The 14,248-nt window shown below is 40.9% G+C and carries 15 protein-coding genes; 8 read left to right on the top strand and 7 right to left on the bottom strand.

From position 1 onward, the window contains the following. Nucleotides 1–6 precede the first annotated feature (6 nt). Entirely contained in the window at nt 7–516 is a 510-nt protein-coding gene (locus tag DWY31_RS03060) for a flavin reductase family protein (RefSeq protein WP_118519493.1), read from the top strand. 65 nt (nt 517–581) lie between these two features. Here DWY31_RS03060 and DWY31_RS03055 read toward each other — a convergent pair whose 3' ends face one another. The 4 genes from DWY31_RS03055 to DWY31_RS03040 all read right to left on the bottom strand — a co-directional run bounded on the left by DWY31_RS03055 (nt 582) and on the right by DWY31_RS03040 (nt 6,063). Then, nucleotides 582–2,312, bottom strand: coding sequence for a transglutaminase domain-containing protein (locus DWY31_RS03055; RefSeq protein WP_118519492.1), 1,731 nt, complete (start codon nt 2,310–2,312; stop codon nt 582–584). 98 nt (nt 2,313–2,410) lie between these two features. After that, nucleotides 2,411–3,136: a rhodanese-like domain-containing protein gene (locus tag DWY31_RS03050; RefSeq protein ID WP_199671913.1), complete on the bottom strand. Its 726-nt coding sequence runs from the start codon at nt 3,134–3,136 to the stop codon at nt 2,411–2,413. A 102-nt stretch (nt 3,137–3,238) separates the two neighbouring features. Continuing rightward, nucleotides 3,239–4,597: an alpha-amylase family glycosyl hydrolase gene (locus DWY31_RS03045; protein ID WP_118519491.1), complete on the bottom strand. Its 1,359-nt coding sequence runs from the start codon at nt 4,595–4,597 to the stop codon at nt 3,239–3,241. A gap of 110 nt (nt 4,598–4,707) precedes the next feature. Beyond that, on the bottom strand, nt 4,708–6,063 hold the full coding sequence (locus tag DWY31_RS03040; RefSeq protein ID WP_118519490.1) for an MATE family efflux transporter: 1,356 nt from the start codon (nt 6,061–6,063) through the stop codon (nt 4,708–4,710). Between the two features lie 378 nt (nt 6,064–6,441). Here DWY31_RS03040 and rplM point away from each other — a divergent pair, with 378 nt between their 5' ends. From rplM to DWY31_RS03015, 5 genes are all read left to right on the top strand, one after another. Continuing rightward, nucleotides 6,442–6,870, top strand: coding sequence for a 50S ribosomal protein L13 (gene rplM, locus DWY31_RS03035; RefSeq protein ID WP_021860119.1), 429 nt, complete (start codon nt 6,442–6,444; stop codon nt 6,868–6,870). A 26-nt stretch (nt 6,871–6,896) separates the two neighbouring features. Next, nucleotides 6,897–7,289, top strand: a complete 393-nt coding sequence (gene rpsI, locus DWY31_RS03030; RefSeq protein WP_021860120.1) for a 30S ribosomal protein S9 — start codon at nt 6,897–6,899, stop codon at nt 7,287–7,289. Between the two features lie 163 nt (nt 7,290–7,452). Then, on the top strand, nt 7,453–7,701 hold the full coding sequence (locus tag DWY31_RS14425) for a transporter associated domain-containing protein (RefSeq protein ID WP_243060375.1): 249 nt from the start codon (nt 7,453–7,455) through the stop codon (nt 7,699–7,701). 190 nt (nt 7,702–7,891) lie between these two features. Beyond that, nucleotides 7,892–8,221 carry a PadR family transcriptional regulator gene (locus tag DWY31_RS03020; RefSeq protein WP_021860121.1) on the top strand — a complete coding sequence of 110 codons (330 nt, stop codon included), beginning with the start codon at nt 7,892–7,894 and terminating at the stop codon, nt 8,219–8,221. Nucleotides 8,222–8,224: 3 nt separating this feature from the next. Beyond that, the gene (locus DWY31_RS03015; protein WP_021860122.1) at nt 8,225–9,604 is read left to right on the top strand and encodes an FtsW/RodA/SpoVE family cell cycle protein; all 1,380 of its coding nucleotides are present in this window, start codon (nt 8,225–8,227) and stop codon (nt 9,602–9,604) included. An 87-nt stretch (nt 9,605–9,691) separates the two neighbouring features. Here the strand turns inward: DWY31_RS03015 and DWY31_RS03010 are convergent, their stop codons facing one another. From DWY31_RS03010 to DWY31_RS03000, 3 genes are read right to left on the bottom strand one after another with little or no spacing between them, the layout of a single operon-like run. Then, complete coding sequence (locus DWY31_RS03010; RefSeq protein WP_118519489.1) at nt 9,692–10,588, bottom strand: DUF4097 family beta strand repeat-containing protein; 897 nt, start codon at nt 10,586–10,588, stop codon at nt 9,692–9,694. Between the two features lie 3 nt (nt 10,589–10,591). Then, on the bottom strand, nt 10,592–11,275 hold the full coding sequence (locus tag DWY31_RS03005) for a DUF1700 domain-containing protein (protein WP_243060373.1): 684 nt from the start codon (nt 11,273–11,275) through the stop codon (nt 10,592–10,594). Beyond that, a complete protein-coding gene (locus DWY31_RS03000) occupies nt 11,272–11,592 on the bottom strand; it encodes a PadR family transcriptional regulator (RefSeq protein WP_118519488.1) in 321 nt (106 codons plus the stop codon). The genes DWY31_RS03005 and DWY31_RS03000 overlap by 4 nt, the downstream gene beginning before the upstream one ends. A gap of 304 nt (nt 11,593–11,896) precedes the next feature. Between DWY31_RS03000 and DWY31_RS02995 the strand changes: the two genes are divergently transcribed. After that, nucleotides 11,897–13,294, top strand: a complete 1,398-nt coding sequence (locus tag DWY31_RS02995; RefSeq protein ID WP_118519487.1) for a uracil-xanthine permease family protein — start codon at nt 11,897–11,899, stop codon at nt 13,292–13,294. A 180-nt stretch (nt 13,295–13,474) separates the two neighbouring features. Further along, the gene (locus DWY31_RS02990; protein ID WP_118519486.1) at nt 13,475–14,248 is read left to right on the top strand and encodes an FAD binding domain-containing protein; all 774 of its coding nucleotides are present in this window, start codon (nt 13,475–13,477) and stop codon (nt 14,246–14,248) included.

Below are 14,248 nucleotides of genomic sequence, written 5' to 3'. Positions count from 1 at the left end.
TAGAAAATGGCATTTAAAGAGATTTCTATTGATACATTAAAAATCAATCCATTTCACAAGATTTCCAAAGAATGGATGCTGATCACGGCAGGTGATGAGAAGAAGAGCAATACGATGACAGCCAGCTGGGGCGGAGTCGGAATCATGTGGGGCAAGAATGTGGCAACTGCTTACATCCGTCCGCAGAGATATACGAAAGAATTTGTAGATAATTCGGAGTATTTTACACTTTCTTTCCTGCCGGAAGAGAAAAGGGAAGCGCTGAATGTGTGTGGAAGAGTTTCCGGACGAGATGTGGAAGATAAGTGGGCAGAAGCCGGACTTCATCCATATTATGTGGATGGAACAACAGCAGTTGAGGAAGCAGATCTGGTATTTGTGTGCAGAAAGCTTTATGCGCAGGATATGCTGCCAGAATGTTTCACAGATGAAGAATGTGATACAAGATGGTATCCGCAGAAAGATTATCACACCATGTATATGGCAGAGATCGTGAAGGTATTAGAGAAACAATAATGTGATACCAAGAAAAAAAGTGGTTGGAACGCTGATGATATGTCAGCATTCCAACCGCTTTTTTCTTAGCATCCGCAGTCGTCATTACCTTCTTCAAAAGAGTATTTGTAATCAAATTCGGTAGTGCCATAGTTTTTTAGATAATGTCCGTCATATTCTGCATACGGATATATAAAATAGTGTAGGGTTCCATCGTCGTTAAGGACTCCGTAATTCTTTACAGAGCCATCTGGGTTAAGTACTGCATCGGCTGCAGTTGTTTCGTCCTGTTTTGGAGAAAGTGTGATATCTCCGCCGGCACTTAGCATCATCCAGTGATCATCGGCTGAACCCCAGTATTCGTCTTTTAAGGATTTCCAGATTTGAGCTTTCTCTGCTGATACATTTTTTCCACGATAATCATCTTCGTGTCCCATGATATCCGGGAGTTTCAGCAATGCACTTACATCAGCTTCTGCCCATCCATATCCTGGCAGATAATATTGTGGCTTGCATTTCTGAACATAAGGAGTATTAGGATTATCGATCATGGCATTCAGCTTTAATCCGTAAACACTTCTTGCAGGGATGCCTTCCGCTCTGCAGAGTGCGACGAATACAGCATTTACGTCAGTACATTTTCCGATACCTTTATCGGTATTTTTAAGAATATACTGTACATCTCCTGAACCGATCGCCGGAGTGCTATTGTCACGCCTTAGATTTTCGCAGACCCAGTCATAAATGGCGTATGCTTTCTTATAAACAGTAGTAGCATGTGCGTCTTTGACGATTTTGTCAGCTGTTTCTTTTACAATTCCGCTGGTCAGAGATCCGCTTCGCTTGGTTTCTTTCAGATATGGCGCCATTTTTTCTTTATCAACAGTACCTTTTTCTAATGCCTGCATGTTGGCAGGGCGGATGATTTCTCTTCGGACTACATTGAAGGAGAAATCAACTGTACGATCTTTCGGGTCTGCATTCTCATCCCATTTAACGTATAAGGCTTTGTTACCGGCAGAGTCTGTCGTAATCTTTGCTTCTGCGGCGTGTTTTGCTGTGTATTTGATACTGGAAGGAGAAACAGTCTGTGAACCATTTGCGTCTGTTTCAGGCACCGGAATCCAAAGGCATGCCACTTTTCCCTTTGGGAATTTCTCTTCAGTGGAAAGGCTTGCGGTCAGTTTGACAGTGCCACGAAGTGTTTTTAAAACAGTAATCTTGATAGTTGCTTTTCGTGCATTGTTTTTTGTTGAAGTCGCTGTGATTGTAACTGTACCATCTTTGACTCCTGAGATCAGTCCGCTTCGGGATACAGTAGCTACCTTTTCATTGCTGGATGAATAGGTCACAGCCTTGCTTGCGGTAGAAGGTGATACGGATTTTACATATACAGAACAGTGGTCACCTACACCAATAGAATTCTGGGTAGCTGCAAGTGTGATCTTCGTTGGAACGTTGCTTGAAACTGTTTTTTTCTTAACGGTAATTTTAACTTTTTTTATTTTTTTTCCGTATTTTGCTTTGATATAAGATGTTCCGTTCCTTAATCCTTTAACGGTGATTTTTTTCGCATATTTTGATTTGGAAACAATTTTTACATATTTCTTTCCTTTGTATACAGACCAGCGAACTTTCTTGTTGGCCTTAAGGGTGGTTGCCTTTTCGACATAAATCGTTTTCTTAGTCGGTGACACTTTGAGGCGGCTTGTGGCTGCGGATGTTTCTGATCCGGCCGCAAATACCGAGCCTAATAAAAATCCAGCTGCTATCAGAAGCGTCAGAAGCCGTTTTTTTAAAGAAATAGAATGTTGCATTTCATAACCTCTCTCTCTTCATTGTTGAAAAAACGGGGAGCTGTCTATCAACTCCCCGTTGTGATTACCTGGAACCATTCAAATCCATGAGCTCCTTATTATTGTGCCGGCTGTGCAGTTTCAACTTTCTCGATAGAATATCCTGCATCAACCCATGCACTGATTCCACCGCCGTAACGATATACATTTGTGTATCCCTGTTTTACAAGGTAAGCTGCAGCAACGTGAGAACGAGCACATCCGATATGACCACAGTATACTACGATCTTGTAGCTTTTATCTTTGACAGTAGTTTTCTTTGTAGATTTCTTTACAACTTTTTTGTAATAATATGTAACTGTCTTTTTGCCTTTTTTTACTTTTTTTGTTTTTCTGTCAGCTTTTTTCAGTTTGCTGTAAGTTTTCTTAGAAACTTTAGACCATGTAGTTTTTGAAGTTGTCTTTGAGATTGTCTTGTTTGGAAGGAGCTTCTCAACCTGGCTGGTCAGATCAGCTTTCTGTTCCGGTGTGTACTCAGCTTCTTTCATTGGAGCAACTGAGTTGATAGCACCAGGAACATGCTGCTTGTCGTAAGATGCAGCAGCCGGCATTGTGTCTACAATGATCATCTTGTCTTTCTTTGAAACCCAACTGTGCAGAGTATCTGTGTCAACAAGTTTGTACTTACCAGCCTGTGTTTCGTTCATGAACTGATATGTAACTTTTTCAACCTGGGTTTCCTTGATTCCACTGTTGTCAAATGTGGCAGCAGATACCGGAAGTAATGAGCTGAAGCACAGGGCACCAGCTAATGCAATAGATGTGATAATGTTTCTTTTTTTCATTTTTACATGCCTCCTCTTTGTTTATGAAAAAATTATCTAATTGCATTGTAGCAACAATAAATTGCAATTACAAGGAAAATGTAAGTTTTTTTGTTAAAAATTTTACGTTTTGGCATATCTTGATGCTTTGAATTGTGCAATTTGATTATTATGGCATTGTCTTAAATATTGCACGCTGTATGGGGGCAGCTCAAGTTGTTCCTGCATGGTAACGGTTTCGCCGGTGATCAGATCCGTCATTTGACCGCTCAGGTCACCGTGATAAGCGGTGTATGGATAGTCAGCAGCGTTAATGGCAACGAGAACACGTGTGTTCTCCGTGCAGCGTTCAAAGATTAGCTGATGATTCTGAATCACAACATTTCTGTAAGAGCCGTTGCAGAGTGCATCGCTGTGCTCACGAATCTGAATTAATTTTTTGATAAATGAGGTCAGGTCATTCGGCTTTGGCGCATCGAAGCAAGGACGCAGTGCGTAATCATTATCCGGAGCTTTCTCTCCCGGTTCAGCCCATTCGCTTCCATAATAAAGACACGGTACACCCGGCATGCCGAGAAGTAGTCCATAAGCAAGTGGAATATGAGCTTTGTTTGTCAGGATGCTGGCAAGTCTTGTGACGTCGTGGTTATCTGCAAATGTCATCAAATGTTTCCCACGGTAAATGCACCATGGATCAGCCCCGAACTGGCGGTGCAGAGAATGGGCAATCTCGAACAGATTCATGGAATTGAAGCTGGAGTACAAGCCTTTGTAACATTCATAATTTGTGCAGCTGTGAAGCATTTCATCATTGACGATAATATTATAATCACCAAAAAGAACTTCACCAATCAGTGCAAAATCAGGCTTTAATTCCTGGGTATAACTACGGAGCCTGCGCATGAAATTGTGATCCAGACTGTAAGCGACATCCAGCCGGAGCCCGTCGATGTCAAAAGTATTGATCCAGAATTTTACACATTCCAGAAGATAATCGACGACTGCCGGGTTTTGCAGATTTAATTTTACCAATTCAAAATGACCTTCCCAGCCCTCGTACCAGAAACCGTCATCATAGCAGCTGTTTCCGTCAAAGCTGATATGGAACCAGTCCTTGTAAGGAGAATCCCATTTCTTCTCTTGTACATCTTTGAACGCCCAGAAACCACGACCGACATGGTTGAAAACACCGTCGAGAACGATTTTCACACCATTTTCATGGAGCGATTTACATACTTCAGCGAAATCTTCATTTGTGCCGAGACGGCAGTCAATCTTCTTAAAATCTCTCGTGTCATATCCGTGATTGTCGGATTCAAAAATCGGGTTTAATAATATAGAAGTAATCCCGAGGTCACCGAGATAACCTGCCCAGTCCTTTAATTTCAGAATTCTGGAAACGGTCACGCCGTCATTGTGCACAGGTGCACCGCAGAATCCAATCGGATAGATTTGATAAAAAACGCCTTCATAAGCCCACATAATAATTAAGTCCTCCTTGTTGATGATAATTGTATTTAGAAAGATGCCATACGAATTGTTCCGTACTTCGTGTTCCTGCAATTCACCCCAATATCCGCGTATCATGAAGCTTACGCTCCACTTTTTTTCATTTCTTTCCTTAAAAAGATCAAAAACCAGGTCAGCAATAAAATCCCTTTGAAAATGCTGGAAATGGTTATACTCCACCAGATACCGTTTAAGGCGAGTGACGTTGTGATCAGCAGCATCGCCAGAGGAATCCGCGCGGAGGTAAATATAATACTGATGACAGACGGCGGTACTGTACGGCCGTAGCCGGAAAATGCACCGGCTGTAGTGATCTCTACGCTCATAAAGAGTTGTGACACGCCGAGGATCATCAAATAGTCCACGCCCATTGGTATGACATCCGGTTCTGTGATAAAGATCCGGAAGATTGGTTCCGGGCAGAGAATCAGAAGCAGTGTGCAGAAGATTCCCCAGACCAGCACGATTCCCATGGCATGCGAATAGCCTTTGCGGATACGGTCGCGGTTTCCGGCACCGTGATTCTGCGCAATAAAAGAATTGACGGCAGCGGCAAAACCATCAGCAGTCATCCAGGAAATGGATTCAATCTGTGAACCAACTTTCTGCACAGCAACAGCCGCATCTCCATAGCCTGCAACCAGTCTTGCGATAATCATGGAAATGCCGGTAAACAGCATACTCTGGATGGAAGTCGGAAGGCCAATCTTTATAATAGAAGTAAGATAGTGCATGTTCGGTTTTCCGAAGAAATGTACTTCCGGGAAAATCAGAGTATCTTTCCTTGTAAATATAAGAAATGTCAGGGTTACAATCGCCTGTGCGATTACGGTTGCGACAGCAGCACCCATGATCCGCATAGCCGGAAATGGTCCGAGACCGAAAATAAGAACCGGATCCAGAATGATATTGACGATCAGACCGGATGTGGTAGCGAGAAAAGCAGCCTTGCTGTTTCCAAGTGCCGTAAAGATTCCGGTAAAGCTCTGATTCACAAAGGAAAATACAACCAGACCACAAGTGATCTGGAGATAGATTTTCGCATCGGCGATAACCTGTGGACTGTTCAGATTGAAAAAACCGATTAATGGTGTTGCGGACAACATGCAGACAATACCAAAAATAATGCCCGAAATGGCTGCAAAACGTAAAGTGTTTGCGATATATCCGGCAGCTTCTTTGCGGCTACCGCTCCCCAGTGAGTAGCCTGTATTTACCTGACCGCCCATTTTAGACAGTGAAGCCAGCCCGTTGGAAAGCCACATATACATACCTGCTGCGCCGACTGCGGCTACAGCGTTGCTCCCAAGCCTTCCTATCCAGATCATGTCAGTCAGGTTGTACGCCATTTGGATAAGTGAAGTTGCCATGATCGGAAGTGCCAGCTTCGTAAGTGCCGGCAGCACAGGCCCATGGAGCATATCAATGTTCTTTTTCATTTAGTTTTCCCCCAAATATTATTAATTGTATAAATTATTGATCTTATGTTAAAATAAGAGCTCAACAGAAAATATTATACTGAGAATATTATACTATAAGATGCTTCCAGGGTCAAAAGACTGAAAATCACGATGTGCTTGCACACGAGTGGAGTTTTTTTAACCTTGACACCATAAGATAGTATTGAGATAGAAAGATGAAGAAAACAGCATATTGTTTATAAAAAAGGTTGACACACACGGGGTTGTGTAATATAATAATGCAGTATGACAAAAGGAGAAACAGTAAAGCACCAAAGCCCCGGAGCTTTATTGATTTCAATATATTTATCATGAAAGTGTTAATGAAAAAGTTAATGATTCACAGGAGGGAAACCAATGAAAACTTATATGGCTAATCCAGATAAGATTGAAAGAAAATGGTACGTAGTTGACGCTGCTGGATGTACATTAGGACGTCTGTCATCAGAAGTAGCTAAAGTTTTAAGAGGTAAGAATAAACCAGAATTTACACCACACGTAGACACAGGTGATTACGTAGTAGTTGTAAATGCTGAGAAGGTAAAAGTAACAGGAAAGAAACTGGATCAGAAAGTATATTATAATCACTCTGATTATGTAGGAGGAATGAAAGAGACTACATTAAAAGAGATGATGGCTAAGAAACCTGAGAAAGTTATCGAACTGGCTGTAAAAGGAATGCTTCCGAAAGGACCTTTAGGAAGAGCAATGATCAAGAAACTTCATGTATACGCTGGACCGGAGCACAAACAGGAAGCTCAGAAACCAGTTGAACTGAAATTCTAAGGAAAGGTTGAAAGGAGGATATTACAGTGGCTAAGGCAAAATTCTACGGAACAGGAAGAAGAAAAAAATCTATCGCAAGAGTATATTTAGTACCTGGAACAGGTAACATTACAATTAATAAAAGAGATATTGACGAGTATCTTGGACTTGAAACATTAAAGGTTGTTGTACGTCAGCCGTTGGTTGCTACAGAGACTGAAGGAAAATTCGACGTTATCGTTAATGTTAAAGGTGGCGGATACACAGGACAGGCTGGAGCAATCCGTCATGGTATCGCAAGAGCACTTCTTGAGGCTGATGCTGATTACAGACCGGTACTTAAGAAAGCCGGATATTTAACACGTGATCCACGTATGAAAGAACGTAAGAAATACGGTCTCAAAGCAGCTCGTAGAGCACCACAGTTCTCAAAGAGATAATTCAAAACAGAACAAAGAATTTACAAAAAACCCTCAAAGCCTTGTGCTTTGGGGGTTTCTTTATACTTGAAATTTTTAAAATTTTGCAAAAAAGGGTAGATAATTAGTATGGTTAACACAAGAACCGGCACGATTTCTTGCGACAATTCAGGTTGCAATCACGTTGTCAGGATTTTTAGGAAGTATACGATTAAGTGATATTGAAGACGCTATAGGCGTTACATTTACAGAAGAGTGTGACACATTTACTAGATTTGTATTTCAAAAATTTGGTATGGTACCAAAGGATGGGGATACAAAAATAGAATTAGAAATAGAAAATATGCATATAATCATTGACAAAATAAAAATAATCCAATATTATATAGGTGGACTATATATAGTTGGCCTATATAGACACAAAATACATTAAGATTAAAGTCAGAGTTTTATCTTAAAGTTTAAACTTAGAAGTAGCTTATCTTATAGTAGCTTAATCTCATAGCAGATTATGACAGAATAGTAGTATTTATAAGGCATCTTAAGTAACAGAATGATAATTTCTTACAGAATGTAAGAATGTTATTCATAGATATATTGTAGTAGAAAGGGGAGCTATTTTAATGGCAGTAGAAAAAACATTGGTTTCGGGGAGTATGCAGATGTTGATCCTGAAATTATTATCTGAGAAAGACATGTATGGTTATGAGATGATTGATACATTACGGCAGAAATCGGAGAATGTATTTGAGTTGAAAGCAGGTACATTGTATCCACTTTTACACGGACTGGAGGATAAAGAACTTGTCGTAGTCTATGAAGAGGAGATGGGCGGAAAGACAAGAAAATATTACCGCCTTACGAAAAAGGGCAGAGGGATGCTGGCGAAAAAGACAGAAGAATGGAAAGAATATACCAGAGCAGTGGAACACGTGTTGGCTTTGGAGGTGTAGTAGATGAGGAAAAAAATATACGATAAAAAAATAGAAAACGAAAAATTACAGGATAAATATCTGGAAAAAGTACTGGAGCAGATTCGATGTAAAAAAGCAAAACCATATATTGCGAAGGAATTAGAATCGCATCTGGAAGATCAGATTGCAGATAATATCAAATCCGGAATGAATAAAGAGCAGGCAGAGAAGGAAGCTGTGCGGGACATGGGAGATCCGGTAGAGACTGGAGTTGAACTGGACCGGATACATAAACCGCAGATTGCATGGAAATTATTGCTGTTGGTCGGACTTTTAAGTATTGCAGGAATTATCATACATACTATTATTGCCCAAAATACAGGGGCGGCAAATTTCATATCCTCAAGAAAATATATAGTACATGTAATCATCGGAAATGCAGTGATGTGTGGCATTTATTTTCTGGATTACACATGGATTGCGAGACATGCAAAGAAGATTGGCGTTGCTTTGATGGCAGCCTGCATTCTTGCGAGTGTATTCGGGATCAATATTGTAAATGGAAATATATACTGGCCATTGTATATCAGCGGACATTATATTTTTATGAAAGCATTCATCTTATTGTATGTTCCGGTATATGGCGGCATTATTTATCACTATCACGGTAGTGGATATAGTGGATTGGTAAAATCATTTTTGTGGTTGCTTCTTCCGGTATTTATTATGCTGCAGGCTCCGGCATTTATGACAGCGTCAACTTTAGCAATATGCATGCTGGTTATGCTGACAGTGGCAATCTTAAATGACTGGTTTCACGTATCAAAGATAAAAGCAATAGCAGGCATCTGGGGAGTCAGTGTCATTGCTCCGGCAGTTGTGTTTGCAGTTATGTACGTTGGAGATTATTTATCTGCTTATTATAAGGCAAGAATTACGGCATGGATTGGTAGTGGAAATGAGACAAATTACATTGCAAATCTGATACACGGCATGTTAAAGCAGGATCAGATGATAGGAGCAAATGGCGTGAATATCAGTCAGAAACTTCCGGATTATAATGCGGATTATATATTGACATATCTGTCAGCGACTTATGGAATTATTGCCGGAATAGCTGCATGTGCAATGCTCGTTGTATTGATCCTTGCAGTTTTCAGAACAGCAGTAAAACAGAAAAATCAGTTAGGCATGGTGATGGGATGTGGATGCGGTATGATTCTGCTCACAAGTTTTCTGTTAAATGTTCTGATCAACGTAGGTGCATTTCCGACAGTTATGACATTCCTGCCATTTCTGTCGGCGGGAGGGAACTATATTGTCGTATGCTATGCAATGCTTGGGATTGTTTTAAGTGTCTATAAAAACAAAAATATTTACCCGAAGCATGTATGTATAGGAAACGAGAAGATGACAGTGTAAAAGTACTTCGCAGATTTTGACTTCCTGCTTATAGCTCAGCATGGATATAGCGGATAAGAATTGTCTGCATGTGTTTCATATATGATTTTAAGCATGTAAGACAATATCTCCGTCTTCTGATTGAATGGATAAAGTTCCGTATCCATCCCTGCCATTCTGCTGGTAGATGCTTTTATCATCTTTTTCCTTTACTTTTCCGGAAAATGAAGAAGGAACAATGATTTCACCGTCGTTCGTTTCAAGTTTCAGGGAAAGTGGCTTCAATACATCTGCTGCACGATAGAAAAGTACATCTCCATCTTTGCATGTGATTGCCGTATTTCCGGAATAGGTAGTAGCGGTACTAAGAACATCTCCGTCATTAGAAGTTAGTAGTGTATTGCGTAGTGCACAGTTCTTGAAAATAATATCGCCATCATCGACATGGATAATACCTTGGCTGGTTCTAAGATTGTTAAGGAGCAGATTACCATCATTGTTTTCCAGTGTAATCTGGTCAAAAGCAGCATTTTTCGGAATATATAAAGTTACCATATCTTCATCGGATACCGCTTCTTTTTCATCATCGTTTCCGAAAAGGCAGATCAGAAAGTTAAGGTCAATATGAAACCAGGTATGTTTTTTTAAATTACGCTCACGGATTTTTAAAGTGTTTCCGGACTGTGACCAGGTAATTGGAGTGGTGCTTTTCGTTTTAGATGTCTTAGTATTTTTATATGAAAGAGCATAGGTATTATCTTTTGAATAGCGCACTTGCAGATTCAAGGAATCCAGAGATACATCCAAGTTTTTATATGGAGAAAGCTCTTCTGTAACTAATTTCTGAACTTTTGCTGCACTTTTATCGGAATTATTAAAACTGCCAAGATCAGTGGATGTCAGATATTGGATACCACCTGCAAATAGACCGAAGATTAGAAGAAAAAATCCAAGTATAGTGCAGACTGTGCCAGTGATGAGTGTAATTTTTTTCCAGTTTTTCATAATTTATCGACTCTCCTTTCCTGTAGTTCCAATAGTATTGGAAAGATTCTGACGGTGACTGGTTCTGTTAGTCAGATGTCTGGCAAGTTTTACAAAAAGTCTGGCTGCCAGGCGACACAGCCAGTAGATAAATAAAGCAGACAGGATGCTGACACCCAGTATAAGCAGCCCACTTCCGGCAACGACGGCAAATCCGGCAGAAGAAAATGGAATCGCCAGAATTCCCCGGATGGCAATGACAACACCTGCAATAATTCCGCAGAATACAAGCAGAAATCCACAGAAAAGCAAAAGTGCAAGGCAGAGGAAGATGCAGAAGATAACAACTGCGGCAGCTAAAAGCAATGGTCCCCCGATTGGTGCTGCAAGGAGTGCAAGACATGCAATCCAGATAATATGTGAATTTTTTCGTTTCTTTGGTAACTCTGATGTTGTGTTATATGCATTTGGTGAGGGCGCAGAAGTGTGATAAGCATTTGTTTTCTTGTCTAAGAGATTGCCGATCAGATCTCTTGCTGCCTGCTTTGGAGTGCCGAGTTCTTCCATTAATTTTTGTGCGCCTTCCTCGTCTGTCTCTTCAAAATATTCGGTAAAGTATTCCATGGCATCTTCATAATCTTCGCGCGGAAGTTTCTTCAGATACTTATGTAATTGATCTAGATATTCTTTCTTTGTAGTGATACTCAATGTCTGATTCTCCCTTCTATGATTCCATCAATGGTGTCCCGGTAAGCGTTCCATTCTGTATGCAGATAATGCATCTGTTCTTTGCCGGAAGGAGTGATGGAGTAATATTTTCTTTTTCTTCCTTGAAATTCCTGTGAATAAGTTGTGACGTAACCGGCTTTTTCCAGGCGTTTCAGGATTGGATATAAGGTTGATTCCTTAATATCAGCGACCAGTTTGATCGTCTGGCTGATTTCGTATCCGTAAGAGTCCCTGGAATCTACGATTGTAAGGATCAGATATTCGATCAGCAGAGCGGATACTGGAAAGTAATACATTGCAATACCTCCTTGTAATATTGGGGGGTACAAAAGTCTTCCAGTTACTTATGTGCAGGCACATATGAATGTAAGACTTTTGTAACCTGATATCATATATAAAAATTATATATATAAATTATATATATATCATAAAGCGACAGAAATGGGATGTCAATAGCATATATAAAAAAAATATATATTGTTCCAGATGAAAAATAATATGTAAATCTGTACAGGATAAAAAAATTGCGCTATAATAAGTTGTCAAAATAAGGCAGTCGTGGTCGGCTGCCTATTATATAGCAAAAAGGAGACTAAAGAAATGAAAGAAGTAGAAAACAAAGGAGCGGAGTATGACTTCTATGGGAAGCTTCCGCTGGGAAAAGCGATTCTCCTTGGTCTGCAGCATGTATTTGCAATGTTTGTAGGTAACTTGACACCGGTTCTTATTATTACAGGAGCCTGTGGAATTGCCTCCGGAACAGAATTTGCAGACGTTCAGATTGCGCTTTTACAGAATGCGATGTTGATCGCGGGTGTTGTAACGTTGATTCAGCTTTATGCGATTGGACCGATTGGTGGAAAAGTTCCGATCATCATGGGAACCAGTTCCGGATTTATCGGAGTCTGCAGCAGTGTTGCCAGTGTGATGGGCGGAGGTGTCTTAGGATATGGTGCCATTATGGGGGCTTCTGTGATCGGTGGACTTTTTGAGAGTGTGCTTGGATTTTTATTAAAGCCGCTTCGTAAGTTTTTCCCGGCAGTTGTAACCGGTACAGTTGTATTGTCTATTGGACTTTCGCTTATAGGTGTTGGTGTGAATTCGTTTGGCGGTGGAAATTCAGCAAAAGATTTTGGCTCTGTAGAAAATCTGCTCCTTGGTCTGGTTGTACTGATTGTGATTATTGTTTTAAAACATGGTACAAAAGGAATGACCAGTGCATCTTCTATTTTAATAGGTATTATTGTGGGTTATATCATTGCAGCAATTATGGGCGTGGTACTTCCGACGACAGGTATCGATGCGGATGGTGTGGAGTATACAAAAGCATGGGTATTAAACTGGGATAAAGTTGCACAGGCAAGCTGGTTTGCAGTTCCGAAAATTATGCCGATAAAAATTGTATTTGACGCAAGAGCGATTGTCCCTGTTATGATCATGTTTATTGTAACTGCTGTAGAGACAGTAGGAGATATCTCCGGTGTAATCGAAGGTGGTATGAGCAGAGAGGCAACAGATTCTGAACTTTCCGGTGGCGTTGTCTGTGACGGAATCGGATCTACACTTGCTGCATTATTCGGTGTACTGCCGAATACATCGTTCAGCCAGAATGTAGGACTTGTAACGATGACGAAGATCGTGAACCGTTTCGCGCTCGCTACAGGAGCGATTTTCCTGATCCTGTGCGGATTGTTCCCGAAACTGGCTGCACTGATTTCTATTATGCCACAGAGCGTTCTTGGTGGAGCAGCGGTTATGATGTTCTCTTCTATTGTAATCAGTGGTATACAGTTGATCACAAAAGAAAAGATGACGATGAGAAGTATTACAATCGTATCCGTAGCGCTTGGACTTGGATATGGTATTGGCGCGAACAGCGCTGTTTTATCCGGATTACCGGAAGGAATCCAGCTTATTTTCGGAGGCTCCGGTATTGTGCCGGCAGCACTTGTTGCAATTATTTTAAATATTGCATTGCCGAAAGATGAAGAAGCATAGCCGGATGCAGAAGAATAACTATACATAAAAACAGACAGACAAATAAAAAATGAAATGGGCAATCCCCTTGTTCACTGGATAACAGAAGAAACGAGGGGATTTTCTATGTAAAAACAGAAAAAGATAGTGTATAATTAAGTGAAAAAAGAAAGTATGTCCACTAAACAGGAGGTTTTACAGATGTTGCGAATAAAAGAATATGTAAAAGCAGCCAGTCTGGAAGAAGCGTATGAACTGAATCAGAAGCGCAGCAACCGGGTGCTTGGCGGAATGCTCTGGATGCGGATGAGTGATGTGCAGGTGCAAAAAGCGATCGATCTGTCCGGACTCGGACTGGATACGATAGAAGAGACAGATACAGAATTTATTATTGGAGCGATGGTGACGCTCCGTGAACTGGAACTTCACAGTGCGTTGAATGCTTATTTTGAAAATGCGATCCGGGATGCAGTGCAGGATATCGTAGGAGTACAGTTCCGGAATCTAGCAACCGTCGGAGGAAGCGTATTTGGAAGATTTGGTTTTTCTGATGTATTGACCGTATTGTTGTCTCTGCATACATCTGTAGAGCTTTATAAAGGCGGGATTGTTCCGTTGGAAGAATTTGCACAGATGAAACGTGATAATGATATTCTTGTAAATGTCCGTATTGCAAAGACGCCGGGACATTTTGCTTATCTGACACATCGGAATACGAAGACTGATTTTCCGGTTCTTGCAGTTTCCGCTTCAAAGACCGGGGAAGAGATCCGGGTGGCGGTCGGAGCAAGACCGATGAAAGCCGAGCTTTTTGGAGCCGGAGATTTAAGTGAAGAGTCAGCAAAGAAACTGGCAGCGCAGGTGAAGACAGACAGCAATATGCGTGCATCGGCGAAATTCCGTTCGCATCTGGCAGAGGTGTTGATCACACGATGCTTTGACAAGATAAAAGACGTAGAAAAGGAGGAAAAGTAG

It is taken from the genome of Dorea sp. AF24-7LB, from assembly GCF_003478575.1.
GTDB lineage: Bacteria > Bacillota > Clostridia > Lachnospirales > Lachnospiraceae > Dorea_D > Dorea_D hominis.
Note: the sequence above shows the minus strand (reverse complement) of the source record. Positions and strands in the feature narration are given on the sequence as shown.

Excerpts from the sequence above, each read along its gene's own strand:
- DWY31_RS03040 (WP_118519490.1), bottom strand. The coding sequence starts at position 6,063 with ATGAAAAAGAACATTGATATGCTCCATGGGCCTGTGCTGCCGGCACTT.
- DWY31_RS03020 (WP_021860121.1), top strand. The coding sequence starts at position 7,892 with ATGGCAGTAGAAAAAACATTGGTTTCGGGGAGTATGCAGATGTTGATC.
- DWY31_RS03015 (WP_021860122.1), top strand. The coding sequence starts at position 8,225 with ATGAGGAAAAAAATATACGATAAAAAAATAGAAAACGAAAAATTACAG.
- DWY31_RS03000 (WP_118519488.1), bottom strand. The coding sequence starts at position 11,592 with ATGTATTACTTTCCAGTATCCGCTCTGCTGATCGAATATCTGATCCTT.
- rplM (WP_021860119.1), top strand. The coding sequence starts at position 6,442 with ATGAAAACTTATATGGCTAATCCAGATAAGATTGAAAGAAAATGGTAC.
- DWY31_RS03055 (WP_118519492.1), bottom strand. The coding sequence starts at position 2,312 with ATGCAACATTCTATTTCTTTAAAAAAACGGCTTCTGACGCTTCTGATA.
- DWY31_RS03010 (WP_118519489.1), bottom strand. The coding sequence starts at position 10,588 with ATGAAAAACTGGAAAAAAATTACACTCATCACTGGCACAGTCTGCACT.
- DWY31_RS02990 (WP_118519486.1), top strand. The coding sequence starts at position 13,475 with ATGTTGCGAATAAAAGAATATGTAAAAGCAGCCAGTCTGGAAGAAGCG.
- DWY31_RS03060 (WP_118519493.1), top strand. The coding sequence starts at position 7 with ATGGCATTTAAAGAGATTTCTATTGATACATTAAAAATCAATCCATTT.
- DWY31_RS02995 (WP_118519487.1), top strand. The coding sequence starts at position 11,897 with ATGAAAGAAGTAGAAAACAAAGGAGCGGAGTATGACTTCTATGGGAAG.
- DWY31_RS03045 (WP_118519491.1), bottom strand. The coding sequence starts at position 4,597 with ATGTGGGCTTATGAAGGCGTTTTTTATCAAATCTATCCGATTGGATTC.
- DWY31_RS03050 (WP_199671913.1), bottom strand. The coding sequence starts at position 3,136 with ATGAAAAAAAGAAACATTATCACATCTATTGCATTAGCTGGTGCCCTG.